Genomic DNA, 14,706 nt, shown 5'->3' with positions numbered 1-14,706 from the left:
CCCCCCGCGCCGCGCTGTTCCTCCCCGCGGGAGGCCCCCGCCCTCCGCGCATGACATCCCGGCTGTCTCAGAGCTACTCGAACAACCCACCCCGGCGGCAGCGCGCCTCACATGTCCCAGGGGACTCGCGAGGTGCGCGGGAACCCGTCGAAACCTCGGGTGCTCCCCGCACCCAAGCCCCCCTCCCGGGCTCCACGAATTGATCACCCCCACGCCTGGCGCCGGGGACGCGACTGCTGGCTGTCCACAGCGCAGGACCTATAGATCATTACTGGTCGCCTCGTGATCGAACAGCCGAAGCACGGTCAATCTAGACCATCGAGTGCCAGTGTGTAGAGGGGATGTGTGCAATTTGTGCTTAAGCTTTGGGACTGGGGGTTGCGTCCTGAGCAGTGGCGTACGGGTTCTACCTGGTCCGAGGGTTTGCATCTGGTTCTGGTGCGGTGCTCGACTTCGCCGCCGGCTCAGACTTGGGCGAGTGTGCCCCGATACTCAGCGGGCCGTGGCGGCCATGGCCGGAACAGGCGCGTCGGTGGAGTCCAGGTTGCGCAAGATGTCCTCCACCCGCTGTTTGGCGTCACCGAAGAGCATCTGGGTGTTCTCCCGGAAGAACAGCGGATTCTGCACGCCCGCGTATCCGGCGGCCATGGAGCGCTTGAAGACGACGACGTCGGCCGCCTCCCACACGTGCAGCACCGGCATTCCGGCGATGGGGCCGGCCGGGTCCTCGGTGGCGGCCGGGTTGACGGTGTCGTTGGCGCCGATGACCAGGACGACCGACGTCGCCGCGAAGTCGTCGTTGATCTCGTCCATTTCCAGGACGATGTCGTAGGGCACGTCCGCCTCGGCGAGCAGCACGTTCATGTGGCCGGGCAGCCGGCCGGCGACGGGATGGACGCCGAAGCGCACCTCGACACCGCGCTCGCGCAGCTTCCGGGTCAACTCCGCGACCGGGTACTGGGCTTGGGCGACCGCCATGCCGTAGCCCGGAGTGATGATCACCGACGAAGCGTCGCGCAGGAGTTCCGCGGTCTCCTCGGCGCTGATCTCGCGGTGTTCCCCGTGGTCGCTGTCGTCGTTCGCCACCGCCGGGGCCCCGAATCCACCCGCGATCACCGAGATGAAGGAGCGGTTCATCGCCCTGCACATGATGTACGACAGGTAGGCACCGGAGGAGCCGACCAGCGCGCCGGTGACGATCAGCAGGTTGTTGGCGAGCAGGAAGCCCGAGGCCGCCGCCGCCCAGCCGGAGTAGCTGTTGAGCATGGAGACGACGACCGGCATGTCACCGCCGCCGATGGAGGCGACGAGGTGCGTGCCGAGGGCCAGTGCCACCGCGGTGACCGCGATGAGCAGTCCCATGTGGGGGCGCGCGACGAACGCGACGGTGAGCACGGCGAACGCGACGAGGGCACCGAGGTTGAGGGCGTGCTTGCCGGGCAGCGTGAGCGGGCGGGACTTGATGCGCGCCGACAGCTTCAGGTAGGCGACGACCGAGCCGGTGAACGTGACGGCGCCGATGAACACGCCGATGACGACCTCGGCGTGATGGATGCCCAGCAGAGAACCGCTCAGTTCGGCTTCGACGTCGAGGTAGCCGTTCCAGCCGACGAGCGCGGCGGCGAGACCGACGAGGCTGTGCATGATGGCGATCAGCTCGGGCATGCCGGTCATCTCGACCACGCGGGCGCGCCACAGTCCGATGCCCGCGCCGAGTGCGGTGGCGACGGCGATCAGCACGAGGCCGGTGACGGTGATGCTCCGTGAGGCGAGTCCGACGGTGGCGGCCAGGGCGATGACCATGCCGGCGATGCCCCAGACGACTCCCGAGCGTGATGTCCGGTGCTGCGAGAGTCCGGCGAGGCTGAGGACGAACAGCAGCGCGGCGACGACGTGGGCGGCCTCTGCGGCCGTGGCGGTGGTCATCCGTGGTCAGCCTTTCGAGAACATGGCGAGCATGCGGCGGGTGACGGCGAAGCCGCCGAAGATGTTGATGCTCGCCAGCAGGATCGCGGCGAACGACAGCACGGTGACGGCGGTGTTCGCGTGGCCGATCTGCAGCAGCGCGCCGACGACGACGATCCCGGAGATCGCGTTGGTGACCGACATCAGCGGGGTGTGCAGCGCGTGGTGCACGTTGCCGATGACGTAGAAGCCGATGACGATCGCCAGGACGAACACCGTGAAGTGGCCGATCAGTTGGTTCGGGAGGAAGGCGGCCACCAGGAACAGGGCGAGCGCTCCGGCGCCGACGAGCGCGTACCCCGACCGTGCGGAGCGTGCTCGCTCGGGCGGTGCGGCGGAGGGCCGGCCGGGTTCGCTCGCCGGGGCGGGGGTGGACGCGGCGGACACCTGCACGGGCGGTGGCGGCCAGGTCTTCTCACCGTCGCGCACCACGGTCATCGACCGCTGCACGACGTCGTCGAAGTCGAGAACGAGGTGGCCGTCCTTGCCCGGGGTCAGGAGTTTCATCAGGTTGACGAGGTTGGTGCCGTACAGCTGCGACGCCTGGGCGGGAAGCCGGCCGGGCAGGTCGGTGTACCCGATGATCGTCACGTCGTTGTCGGTGACGACGGTCCTCCCGGCGACCGTTCCCTCGACGTTGCCGCCCTGTGCCGCGGCCATGTCGACGATCACGCTGCCGGGCCTCATACGCGCCACGTCCTCGGCGGTGACCAGCTTCGGAGCCGGCCGACCGGGAACGAGCGCGGTGGTGATGATGATGTCGACGTCGGCGGCCTGCTCGGCGTACAACTGGGCGGCGAGCCGGTTGTAGTCGTCCGAGGTGGCCTTGGCGTAACCGTCGCTACTGGCCGCCTGCTCCGACCGTACGGCCAGGAACTCCCCGCCCAGCGAGCGCACCTGCTCGGCGACCTCGGGCCGGGGGTCGGTGGCGCGGACCACCGCGCCGAGGCTGCGGGCCGCGCCGATCGCCGCCAGCCCGGCCACACCGGCCCCGGCCACCAGCACCTTGGCCGGCGGTACCTTGCCGGCGGCGGTCACCTGACCGGTGAAGAAGCGGCCGAAGGCGTGCGCGGCCTCGACGACCGCCCGGTATCCGGCGATGTTGGCCATCGAGCTGAGAACGTCCAGGGACTGGGCGCGTGAGATACGGGGGACGGCGTCCATGGCGAGCACGGTGACCGGCCGCCGCGCCAACTCCTCGACCAGCTCCGGGCGAAGTGCGGGCTGGATGAGTGCGATCAGGGTCGCGCCCTCGCGCAGCCGGTCGATCTCCTCGCCGACGGGGCCGTTGACCTTCAGCACGACATCGGCCGGCCAGGGATCACCGAGTCGGGCGCCCGCTTCCTCGTAGGCCGCGTCGGAGAAGCGGGACGGTGCTCCCGCTCCCGGTTCGACGACCACGTCGTACCCGAGTGCGACAAGCCGGCCCACGGTGGCCGGTGTTGCCGCGACCCTGGTCTCGCCCGCGGTGGACTCAGCGGGTATGCCGATCCGCTGGGGTTCCGGTGACACCATTGTCTTCCTCTCCCGTAGTGAGCGTCGCGGTATCGGGCCTGTCTGCCCGGCGCTTGGTGTTCTTGTCCATCCACCGCTGATCGAATCCTTCACCTCGGCCTCGTGCCGGCGCGGACCAACTGCCAGTCCTGGATCTCGACCGTGTCGGCGCGCCGCGGCCGGCGCTGCTGTGCGCGGCGGGAGTTGAGGAAGGTGGTGGTGAGGATGCGGTACAGCCAGGCTTTGAGGTTCGTACCCTGGCGGAACTGGTGGTACGAGGCGTAGGCCCTGGTGCAGGTGTCCTGGACCAGGTCCTCGGCGTCGGCCTGCGCTCAGGATTCGGTCACCGGGGTGACGGGGGTGGCCCGCGTGAAGCGGGGCAGTGCGGCGACGCCGACGGCGAGGAGGGCGACGATGCCCATGTGCACGTACTCCACGGCGGCGAACGCGTGTGAGGCGCCGTGCGGCGCGAGGCCGATGTACACCGTGCCGAGCGTGGCGACGCCGAGCGCGAGCCCGCTCTGCTGCAGGGTGATCAGCGCCCCGCTGCCGATGCCGCCGAGGTGGGCGGGCACGTCGGCGAGCACACTGCGGAACAGACCGGCGAACAGCACCGACTGCCCGGCTCCGGCCAGGGCCATCGGGGCGGCCATGGCCCACAGGTAGACGTGCGGCCAGTCGGCCAGGAGCACCGCGACCAGCCAGGCCAGACCGGCCAGTTGCAGCACGGCACCGGCGGACATCGCGGCGCGTCCGAAACGGGAGAGCAGCCGCGGGGCCACCACCGAGCCGGCGAAGAACAGCAGGGCCATCGGCAGAATCGCCAGACCCCCGTGCAGGGCGTCGGCGTGCAGCCCGTCCTGGACGGTCAGCGCGAAGACGAACATGAACGCCCCGAAGCCGATGCTGAAGGCCAGCACCATCACCAGCCCCCGGGACATCGACGGCAGCCGCAGCAGCGACGGGGGCAGCAGCGGAACCTCCCCGCGCCGCTCCGCACGCTTCTCCACGCCGTAGGTCACGGCTCCCAGGATCACTGCCAGGGCGAGCAGCACCCAGGTCCACCAGGGCCAGCCGAGCGAGTGCCCCTCGGTCAGCGGGACGAGCAGGGTGACGAGCGTCGCGGCGAACAGGACGGTACCCGGCACGTCGACACCGACGGGGTGCTCGGAGCGCGTGCCCGGCACGATACGGGCGGCGACCAGCAGGACCACCAGCCCGATGGGCACGTTGACCAGGAAGATCGGCCGCCAGGAGGTGCCCGCGATGTCCGCGCCGACCAACAGCCCGCCCACCAGTTGACCGACCACGGCGGCGATGCCCGAGGTCGCCCCGTACAGGCCCAGGGCGCGAGCCTTGCGTTCGCCTTCCAGGGCGTGGTGGAAGGTCGCGAGCACCTGCGGCACCAGCAGCGCCGCAGTGGCTCCCTGGACGATCCGGGCGGCGATCAGCACCCCGACGCCCGGTGCGAGGCCGCAGGCCAGGGAGGCCAGGACGAAGCCGACGAGAGCGATCAGGAAGAGCCGTCGGCGGCCGTAGCTGTCGCCCAGTCGGCCGCCCAGGACGAGCAGGGCGGCATACGCCACCCCGTACCCGGCGATCACCAGTTGCAGTGAGGCCGCCGAGGCGTGCAGGGAGGTGTCGATGCTGGGCAGGGCGACGTTCGTGATGAAGAAGTCCATGATCGGCAGGAAGGCGCCTGCCAGGAGGATCAGCACGCCGAACGCTGACAACTCCGCGGCGCGGTGCGGCGGCGCCTGCTGCTTGGTGACGTGTGTGTGCGCTGTGGCCATGACCGGCCTTCCCCGAAGGAGGTGATTGCTTGCGTCGGCAACCATAAACTTGCATGCGCCAGCAATCAATCGACTCGACAGCCCGGGGCGAGAATTTACTTGCGCCAGTAAGTTTTAACTTGCGTGCGCGAGTAAATAACATGTAGAGCTTGACGCATGACCCACAGCGACGAAACCGGCGGACTCGCCGTGGCGCACGAAGCCACCGCGCGCGACCTGCCCACCGCACCACGAAGTCCCGGCGACCGCGATCGCGGCAGGGGACTCCTGCTCGTCCTCGCCCTGCTCACCGCGGTCGGCCCGCTGGCGATCGACATGTACGTGCCGGGCTTCCCGGCGATGAGCGCGTCGCTGCACGCGGGCAGCTCGGCCGTCCAGCTCACCCTGACGGTCTTCCTGGCCGGTGTCGTCGTCGGCCAGCTCGCCATCGGACCGATCAGTGACACCGTCGGACGGCGTGGACCGCTGATCGCCGGCAGCACGGGCTTCGCCGTCACCGCGCTCGCCTGCGCCTTCGCGACCGGCGTCGGCGAGCTCGTGGTCATCCGCTTCGTCCAGGGCGTCACAGCGGCCGCCGGCATGGTGCTCACCCGAGCGGTGATCACCGATCGTTTCCACGGCCATGACGTGCCCCGCCGTATCGCGCTGCTGGGCCAGGTCCTGTGCGTGGCACCCGTGGTGGCGCCGGTCATCGGCGGAGGGATCATGTCGGCATGGTCCTGGCGGGCCGTCTTCCTGGCGCTGTGCTCCATCGGCGTGCTGCTGACAGCCGGAGTGGTCGCCAAGGTGCCGGAGACGCTTCCGCCGCAGCGGCGCCACCGGGGTGGCCCGGCCGGTACCTTCCACGCGATGGGCCGCCTGGCTCGTCACCGCCCCTTCCTGGGCAACACCCTGGTCCTGGCCCTGTCGTCAGCCGCGCTCTTCGCCTACATCAGCGGCTCCAGCTTCGTCTTCGAACGCGTCCACGGCCTCTCCGTCGGCATGTACGCGGTGATCTTCGCCGTCAACTCCGTCGGTCAACTCCTGGCCGGAACCGCCTTCTCCCGACTGGCCCACCACGTGCGGATCAACACGCTTCTCACGCTGTCGGTCGCCGTGGCCACGGCCGGGGCACTGGCCCAGGTCCTGCTCACGATCGGCGTCGGTGAGAACCTCGCCGCCTCCTGGATCACCCAGTTCGTGACACTGACCGCCTTCGGGATCGCCGTCCCGGCCACCATCACCCTCGGCCAGAACCTGGGCCGCACCGCTCCGGGAGCGGCGTCGGCGCTGCTGGGAGGGACGCAGTTCCTGTTCGGCGCGCTCGCGTCCTGCCTGGTCGGACTCTTCGGCGAGACCAGCTCGCTCCCCATGGGCCTGATCATGCTCGTCGCGCTGGCCCTGGCCGTGCTCTGCCTTCTCGTCCTGGTCCGCCCCCGCGAGGGCCACGGCGAGATCGGCGCGCGCTGACCGGCGCGCACTGACCGGCGCGTAATGACCGGCGCGTAATGACCGGACCACTGCCGCACCACGCGCGGCCATGTCCGTTGCCCGGCCCCCGGTCGGCGCGTCTTCCGCCCGACACCGTCGTCGGCATCCGGCACAACCACCACACCATCGAATCGAGAACCATCGTGAAGAACGACACCGAAACCGGCCGCGGCACGACGCGGCGTCAGCTCCTGCGCGGTGCCGCCGTCGGCACCACCGCCGTCGCCGCGCTCTCCCTGCTGCCCGCGGTCGACGCGCGGGCGGACAGCCGGCCGCGCGGCGGCGCACAGTACGTCGACGGGGTCGACGTGGTCCCCGACACCTCGCACACCGACCAGGCCCTGGTCGAGCACGTCCGCGGCTACTTCCAGGCCAAGAGCGACAGGAACCTCGACCGGCAGATGTCCTACTTCTCCCGGGAGCGGTTCACCTACATCGACGCGATCCTCGGCTGGCACTGGTACACCTGGCAGGACATGCGCACGGCACTGGCAGGGTGGTACCCGACGTGGCCGAAGGACAGCAAGTGCTACCCCACCCGGATACTCGGGGACGCCACCAGCGCGATCCTGGTCTTCACCGACACACCCGGCATGTTCGGCCCCGGCCAGGTCCGCAACTTCGGCGCGGTGAACTTCGACCGCCACGGCAGGGTCGAACGCTGGGTCGACTACTGGGACGCCCGGCAGTTCGGGGTGACCGGCTGGCAGCAGGAACAGGAGCCCTCCGCGCAGTGGCCGTCGGACTTCCGGCAGTCCACGGTCGGGGAAACCGCCGCTCCGCTGATGCGCCGCGTCGTCGCGGAGCTCGCCACCGCACTGCGGGCCGGTGACATCCCGGCGGCGATGCGGCTGTTCTCCACGGACGCCGTCTACGAGGACGTACCGGCCCACATCCAGATCACCAGCCGGACCAGCATCCAGACCTTCCTGACCAAGGCCGCCTCCGTACTGCCCTACGTGGGTGCGGGTACGGGCGTGCGTCACGTGCTCGGCAACGACACCGGCGGGGGCTACGAATGGACCGCGGCGAACAGCCCTGTCCCCCGGGGCATCACCGCCCTCGAACTCGACCCCTGGGGCAGGATCGAGCGCCTCACGGCCGTGTGGAACGGGGCGTACGCCGACAACGCCATGCTCACGTCCTTCGCCCAGAAGGCCATCGAGCACTGACGCACTCAGGGGAAGGGGAGGGGCCGGAGCCGGCGCGGACCCTCCCCACCCCTACGTCCTTGCCCGCCGAGGCGCCGGTGCCCTGAGACCCGGGTCAGGCACCCTGCGCGATGCGCTGGAACGCGACGGCGAGCTTGCCGAGGTCGATCCCGTCGAGCTGGTCGAAGAAGCGCCGGCGGACGCTGGCCACGTGCACGGGCACGGCCTCCTCCAGGCGCGCCAGGCCGGCTTCGGTCAGGACGGCGTTGAACGAGCGTGCGTCGTGGACGGACTGCTGCCGCCCGACAAGCCCCTCGGCCTCGAGGCGTTTGACGGTACGCCCGATCGCCGAGGCCGACTGTTGGCACAGTTCGGCCAGGTCGCTCAGTCGCATGGTCCGCTCGGGCGCCTCGGAGAGGAACATGAGCGCAATGTATTCGGTATGGCTCAGCCGCTGGAACCTCTGCAGGTCGTCGTCGAAGGACCGCATCAGCGCCGCCATCGCCGGGCGGAGCGCCCGGAGCAGGTTCCGTTCTTCTTCGGTCAGGGGGGCGGCTTCGTCGTCGCGCATGCGTCCGAGCATAGACATGCTTACTAGCGCAAGCAAGCTTGAGCTGGGCAGCACCTCGCGTCAGGCGGTCTCCGGCATCGTCGCCCAGCGCCACTGGGTGAACTGCTCCAGGTTGGCGGTGCCACCGATGCGGGAGCCGTTGCCCGACTCCCCCATACCGCCGAAGGGCGCGTTCGCGGCGTCCTTGGCGGTCACGTCGTTGATGTGCACCATGCCCGTACGCACCTGTCCGGCGAGGGCGGTGGCTCTCGGCAACGAACGGGAGTGAACGGCCGCCGCCAGGCCGTACTCGGTGTCGTTGGCGATCTCGATGGCCTCGGTGTCGGTGTGGAAGGCGATGACGGGGGCGACCGGCCCGAAGATCTCCTCGCTGAAGGCGGGCATGGTGCGCTCGACATGGTCCAGGACGGTCGGCGGGTAGAACAGTCCCTCACGGCGTCCGCCCACCAGCACCCGCGCGCCGGCGGCCACGCTCTCGTCCACGATGCGCTCGATCCTCGCGGCCTGGCGCTCGCTGATCACGGGGCCGAGGGCCACACCGTCCTCGCGGGGGTCGCCGACCCGCAGCGCCCTGGCGTGCCCGATCAGCGCCTCGGTGTACGACTCCACGAGGCCGTCGTGCACCAGATGGCGTCCGGCGGCGACGCATGCCTGCCCCTGATAACCGAAGGTGCTCAGCGCGCCGGCCGCCGCGGCGGCGTCGACGTCCGCGTCGTCCAGTACGACGATCGAGTTCTTGCCGCCCAGTTCCAGGGCGACCCGCTTGAGCCTGTCACCGGCGGCGCGGGCGACTGCACGCCCGGCCTGCACGGAGCCGGTGAACGCGACCATGGCGACATGGGGATCGGCCACGACGGCCTCACCGGTCCCAGGACCTCCGGGCAGGACATGGAGCAGCCCCTCGGGCAGTCCCGCCTCCTCGAACAGCTGCGCCACGACGACGCCACCGGACACCGGCGTGTGCGGATCGGGTTTGAGCAGGACGGCGTTGCCCAGCACAAGGGCGGGCGCGAGGGCGCGCATGGCGAAGAGCAGGGGCGCGTTCCAGGGGTTGATGACACCCACCACCCCGAGCGGCACCCGCCACGCATGGCTGGCCCGGCCGGGTACGGGCGAGCTGAGGATCTCCCCGAGGGGCAGCGACGCCATCCCGGCGGCCTGCGCCAGCTGACTGAGTCCGGCCGCGATCTCGTAGTCGCCCTTCGCCGGGACACCTCCGGACTCCCTGACGGTCCACTCGCGGATCGCACCGCTGTTGTCCCGCAGTACCCCGGCGGCCCGGAGCAGGACCTCGGCTCGCTCGGCGGGTGCCATCGCGGCCCAGCCCTGCTGAGCGCGGGCGGCCAGCGCACCGGACCGGGCGACATCACCGGGCGACGCCACGCCCACCTCCGCCAGCCGCGCTCCCGTGGCGGGTTCGTGGACCGGCTGTGTCCCTCCCCCTGACTGCCGCCAGCCGCCGCTGTAGATCTTCCCGGTCCACTCGGCCGCGGCCGGCCATGCCTCCCGACCGGTGGCAGTCATGGCACACCCTTCCTGCCAAATGCCTGCCAGACGTACTGACAGCTTTCTTCATCTACATCATGATTAATCCTATATGTTCAGCCGTTGCGCCGATCGGTTGCTCCTGGCGGAGCTCGGGCGCACGGTGGAAAGACCGAGGCGAGGGCGGATGAGCGCGATGACGGGTTCTGATGCCGCCGGCGACGACCGGGAGGCGCGGCGGCCGAACGACCCCGTCGACGAGGCCGCCACTGCCCGTGCCACGGTGGATACGCACGGCATCGTGACCGGGTGGAGCAAGGGAGCACGGCGGCTGCTCGGATACCGGCCCGCAGAGGTCGTCGGCCGGTCCGCGACATGGCTGCTCGACGGGGAGGCGCCCACGCGGGACCTGCGGTCCCTGCCACATGTGCCGAGGTGGAACGGGGCAGTGAAGCTACGGCACCGGGACGGCCACCGCCTCACGGTGAACCTGCTGGCACACCGCCGGAAACCGGACGGCGAGGACATGGGGACCGGCGAGTGGTTGCTGGTCTCCGCCCTGGCCCGCCCGGTGTCCCCGGCCCAGGACGACGCGCTCCTGATGTGGGCGTTCGCCCGGGCCCCGTCCGCGACGGCGCTCTACGACACCGGCCTGCGGCTGCGGCGGGCGAACGCGGACATGGAGCGTGTGATCGGCCTGCCCGAAGCGGCGATGCGGGGACTGCGCGTGTCGGAGATCGTGGTGGACCCGGAGGGCGACCGGGCGGAGCAGTGCATGCGCCAGGCGCTGGAGACCGGCGAACAGCAGTATCTGCAACAGACCCTGCATCTGGTCGGTCACGCCCGCGAGAGCATCTGGACCACGTCGTTCACCCCCGTGCCGGACGCCGAGGGAACCGTACGGGGAGTGCTCCTGTCCGCCCACGACATGACCGAGGAACACCTGGCGCGGGCGCGTCTGGCCCTGCTCAACGACGCCAGCGTCCGCATCGGCAGCACCCTGGACCTCGCCCGTACCGCGCAGGAACTCGCCGACGTGGCCATCCCCCGCTTCGCGGACTTCGTCACCGTCGACCTCCTCCCCGCCATCGAAGGCGGCGACGATCCACCCACCGGACCGCCGCCCAGCCCCGTCGTGCTGCGCCGGGTCGCCAACCAGTCCGTCCTGGAGGGCTGCCCCGAGGCGGTGGTCGAGTACGGAGCACTCGCCACCTACCCGGACGAGTCGCCCGCGGCCGAGTGCCTGGCCGCCGACCGCCCGCTGATCCGCAAGGTGACCGAACCCGCCATAGACAAGTGGGCGAGCGAGGTCCCGGACCGGGCCGACAGGGTGCGGCGCTACGGCTTCCACTCGGTGCTCGCCGTACCGATGCGCGCCCGAGGCATCACCCTCGGCGTGGCCACCTTCTCCCGCCACCAACGCCCGGAGCCCTTCGAGCAGGACGACCTGCTGCTGGCCGAGGAGATCACCGCGAGGGCCGCCGTCTGCATCGACAACGCCCGCCGCTACACCCGTGAGCGTCACACCTCCCTCACCCTGCAGAGCAGTCTCCTGCCGCAGCGGCTGCCCCCGCAGGCGGCCGTCGAGGTCGCCTCCCGCTATCTGCCCGCCAGTACGCAGGCCGGCGTCGGCGGTGACTGGTTCGACGTGATCCCCCTGTCCGGTGCCCGGGTGGCGCTCGTCGTCGGCGACGTCGTCGGCCACGGCGTCCAGGCGTCGGCCACCATGGGACGGCTGCGCACCGCCGTACGTACCCTGGCCGATGTCGATCTCCCGCCCGACGAACTCCTGACCCACTTGGACGACCTCGTCATCCACCTGTCCGCCGAGGCCGAACGATCGGCGGACACCGACGGCGGCTTCGGCGCCACCTGCCTGTACGCGGTCTACGACCCGGTCTCCCGGCGATGCACCCTGGCCCGGGCCGGCCACCCGCTGCCCGCGCTGACGACCCCGGACGGGACGGTGGAGTTCCTCGACGTACCCGCCGGCCCGCCGCTGGGGCTGGGGGGCCTGCCGTTCGAGGCCACCGAGATCGAGTTGCCCGAGGGAAGTGTCCTCACGCTGTACACGGACGGTCTCGTCGAGTTCCGTGGCCGCGACATCGACGAGGGCCTCGATGCCCTGTGCGCGGCCCTGGCCCGGCGGACCTCGTCATTGGAGGACACCTGCGACACCGTGCTGCGGACGCTTCTCCCGGAGCGCCCCGCCGACGACGTGGCAGTGCTCATGGCCCGCACCCGCGCTCTGGACGCCGCTCATGTCGCCACCTGGGACGTGCCGTCCGACCCCGCCGCGGTCGCCGAGGCACGCAAGAACGCCTGCCGTCAGCTGGACGTCTGGGGCATGGACGAGACCGCCTTCGTCACCGAACTGATCGTCAGTGAACTGGTCACCAACGCCATACGGTACGGGGGAGCCCCCATCCAGCTCCGGCTGATCCGCGACCGCAACCTGATCTGTGAGGTCTCCGACGCCAGCAGCACCGCCCCCCACCTGCGCCGGGCCCGCACGTTCGACGAAGGCGGCCGCGGACTCCTCCTGGTCGCCCAGCTCACGCTGAGCTGGGGCACCCGCAACACCTACACCGGCAAGACGATCTGGGCCGAGCAGGAACTGCCCGCCTCCCCGTGAACATCCGCCGGTCAGTCCTCGTCAGTCCTCGTCAGTCCTCGCCTTCGAGGTTCCCCTCCGTCTCCAGGTACACCTGCCGCAGCCCCTCCAGCACCGCCGGATCGGGCTTCTCCCACATCCCACGCGACTCCGCCTCCAGCAGCCGTTCGGCGATGCCGTGCAGGGCCCAGGGGTTGGCCTGTTGCAGGAACTCCCGGTTGGCGGGGTCCAGGACGTAGGTCTCGGTGAGCTTGTCGTACATCCAGTCGGCGACCACACCGGTCGTGGCGTCGTAGCCGAAGAGGTAGTCGACGGTGGCGGCGAGTTCGAAGGCGCCCTTGTAGCCGTGGCGGCGCATCGCCTCGATCCACCTGGGGTTGACGACGCGGGCGCGGAAGACGCGGGAGGTCTCCTCGACGAGGGTGCGGGTGCGGACCGTCTCGGGGCGGGTGGAGTCGCCGATGTACGCCTCGGGGGCGGTGCCGCGCAGCGCCCGGACCGTCGCCACCATGCCGCCGTGGTACTGGAAGTAGTCGTCGGAGTCGGCGATGTCGTGCTCGCGCGTGTCCGTGTTCTTGGCGGCGACCTCGATCCGCTGGTACGCCGTCTCCATCTCCTCGCGGGCCGGGCGGCCGTCGAGTTCGCGGCCGTAGGCGTAGCCGCCCCAGACCGTGTAGACCTCGGCGAGGTCGGCGTCGGTGCGCCAGTCGCGGGAGTCGATGAGCTGGAGCAGACCGGCGCCGTACGTGCCGGGGCGGGAGCCGAAGATGCGGGTGGTGGCGCGGCGTTCGTCGCCGTGGGCCGCGAGGTCGGCCTGAACGTGGGTGCGTACGTGGTTGGCCTCGGCCGGTTCGTCCAGGGAGGCCGCCAGGCGTACGGCGTCGTCCAGCAGCCCGATCGTGTGCGGGAACGCGTCCCGGAAGAAGCCGGAGATCCGCAGGGTGACGTCGATGCGGGGACGGCCCAACTCCTCGTACGGGACAGGCTCCAGGCCCGTCACCCGGCGCGAGGCGTCGTCCCAGACCGGGCGCACCCCGAGCAGGGCCAGCGCCTCCGCCACGTCGTCGCCCGCCGTGCGCATGGCACTCGTGCCCCACAGGGACAGACCGACGGACGTGGGCCAGTCGCCGTTGTCCGTGCGGTAGCGCTCCAGGAGTGAGTCGGCGAGGGCCTGGCCGGTCTCCCACGCCAGACGGGAGGGGACGGCCTTGGGGTCGACGGAGTAGAAGTTGCGGCCGGTCGGCAGGACGTTCACGAGACCCCGCAGAGGTGATCCCGAGGGGCCCGCCGGGACGAAGCCGCCGGCCAGCGCGTGGACGGTGTGGTCGAGTTCGGCGGTGGTCGCGGCCAGCCGCGGGACGACCTCGCGGGCGGCGAACTCCAGGATGGCGGCGACCTGTTCGCCGTGCTCGGTGGGGACGGCGGCCGGGTCCCAGTCCGCGTCCTCCATCGCCTGGACCAGGGCGCGGGCCCTGTCCTCCGCCTCGTCGGCCGTCGTTCGGGTAGCCGCGGACTCGTCGAGGCCGAGGGCCTCCCGCAGACCGGGCAGGGCGGTGGCGCCGCCCCAGATCTGGCGGGCGCGGAGGATGGCGAGGACCAGGTTGACCCGGTCGGCGCCCTGCGGCGGGTTGCCGAGGACGTGCAGGCCGTCGCGGATCTGGGCGTCCTTGACCTCGCAGAGCCAGCCGTCGACGTGGAGGAGGAAGTCGTCGAAGCCGTCGTCGTCGGGGCGGTCGTCCATGCCGAGGTCGTGGTCGAGCTTGGCAGCCTGGATGAGGGTCCAGATCTGGGCGCGGATCGCCGGGAGCTTGGCCGGGTCCATGGAGGAGATCTGGGCGTACTCGTCGAGGAGTTGCTCCAGGCGCGCGATGTCGCCGTACGAGTCGGCGCGGGCCATCGGCGGGACCAGGTGGTCGACGAGGGTGGCGTGGACGCGGCGCTTGGCCTGGGTGCCCTCGCCGGGGTCGTTGACCAGGAAGGGGTAGATCAGGGGGAGGTCGCCGAGGGCGGCGTCGGGGCCGCAGGCGGCGGACAGGCCCGCGTTCTTGCCGGGCAGCCACTCCAGGTTGCCGTGCTTGCCGAGGTGGATCATCGCGTCCGCGCCGAACCCGCCGTCTTCCGCCCCGGCCGCGATCCAGCGGTAGGCGGCCAGGTAGTGGTGGG

9 protein-coding genes and 1 pseudogene are annotated in these 14,706 nt (G+C 70.8%); 3 read left to right on the top strand and 7 right to left on the bottom strand.

The genetic code is table 11. The features are described from left to right. Positions 1 to 492: 492 nt before the first annotated feature. From pntB to FNH08_RS26235, 4 genes and pseudogenes are all read right to left on the bottom strand, one after another. Complete coding sequence (gene pntB, locus FNH08_RS26250; RefSeq protein ID WP_152774010.1) at positions 493 to 1,926, bottom strand: Re/Si-specific NAD(P)(+) transhydrogenase subunit beta; 1,434 nt, start codon at positions 1,924 to 1,926, stop codon at positions 493 to 495. A 6-nt stretch (positions 1,927 to 1,932) separates the two neighbouring features. Next, a complete protein-coding gene (locus FNH08_RS26245) occupies positions 1,933 to 3,480 on the bottom strand; it encodes a Re/Si-specific NAD(P)(+) transhydrogenase subunit alpha (RefSeq protein ID WP_152774009.1) in 1,548 nt (515 codons plus the stop codon). A 107-nt stretch (positions 3,481 to 3,587) separates the two neighbouring features. After that, a pseudogene (locus FNH08_RS26240) lies at positions 3,588 to 3,785 on the bottom strand (sigma factor); the annotation flags it as partial. 6 nt (positions 3,786 to 3,791) lie between these two features. Continuing rightward, positions 3,792 to 5,252 carry an MFS transporter gene (locus FNH08_RS26235; protein WP_152774008.1) on the bottom strand — a complete coding sequence of 487 codons (1,461 nt, stop codon included), beginning with the start codon at positions 5,250 to 5,252 and terminating at the stop codon, positions 3,792 to 3,794. 156 nt (positions 5,253 to 5,408) lie between these two features. Between FNH08_RS26235 and FNH08_RS26230 the strand changes: the two genes are divergently transcribed. Together FNH08_RS26230 and FNH08_RS26225 are read left to right on the top strand one after the other, a co-directional pair. After that, positions 5,409 to 6,701, top strand: a complete 1,293-nt coding sequence (locus tag FNH08_RS26230) for a multidrug effflux MFS transporter (protein WP_152774007.1) — start codon at positions 5,409 to 5,411, stop codon at positions 6,699 to 6,701. A 38-nt stretch (positions 6,702 to 6,739) separates the two neighbouring features. Then, positions 6,740 to 7,894, top strand: coding sequence for a nuclear transport factor 2-like protein (locus FNH08_RS26225; RefSeq protein ID WP_152774006.1), 1,155 nt, complete (start codon positions 6,740 to 6,742; stop codon positions 7,892 to 7,894). A gap of 94 nt (positions 7,895 to 7,988) precedes the next feature. Here the strand turns inward: FNH08_RS26225 and FNH08_RS26220 are convergent, their stop codons facing one another. Both FNH08_RS26220 and FNH08_RS26215 read right to left on the bottom strand, forming a co-directional pair. Beyond that, the gene (locus tag FNH08_RS26220; protein ID WP_152774005.1) at positions 7,989 to 8,444 is read right to left on the bottom strand and encodes a MarR family winged helix-turn-helix transcriptional regulator; all 456 of its coding nucleotides are present in this window, start codon (positions 8,442 to 8,444) and stop codon (positions 7,989 to 7,991) included. A 60-nt stretch (positions 8,445 to 8,504) separates the two neighbouring features. Further along, on the bottom strand, positions 8,505 to 9,968 hold the full coding sequence (locus FNH08_RS26215; protein ID WP_152774004.1) for an aldehyde dehydrogenase family protein: 1,464 nt from the start codon (positions 9,966 to 9,968) through the stop codon (positions 8,505 to 8,507). Between the two features lie 148 nt (positions 9,969 to 10,116). Between FNH08_RS26215 and FNH08_RS26210 the strand changes: the two genes are divergently transcribed. Beyond that, the gene (locus FNH08_RS26210; protein ID WP_152774003.1) at positions 10,117 to 12,564 is read left to right on the top strand and encodes a SpoIIE family protein phosphatase; all 2,448 of its coding nucleotides are present in this window, start codon (positions 10,117 to 10,119) and stop codon (positions 12,562 to 12,564) included. Between the two features lie 31 nt (positions 12,565 to 12,595). On the opposite strand, the gene cobN is transcribed toward FNH08_RS26210, so the two are convergent. Further along, positions 12,596 to 14,706, bottom strand: a 2,111-nt coding sequence (cobN, locus tag FNH08_RS26205) for a cobaltochelatase subunit CobN (protein ID WP_152774002.1), incomplete at its 5' end; no start/stop codon positions are given.

Origin of the sequence: Streptomyces spongiae, assembly GCF_009377185.1 — a bacterium.
Classification (GTDB): Bacteria; Actinomycetota; Actinomycetes; order Streptomycetales; family Streptomycetaceae; genus Streptomyces; species Streptomyces spongiae.
The sequence above is the reverse complement of the archived record's forward strand: the minus strand, read 5'-3'. Positions and strand labels throughout refer to the sequence as shown.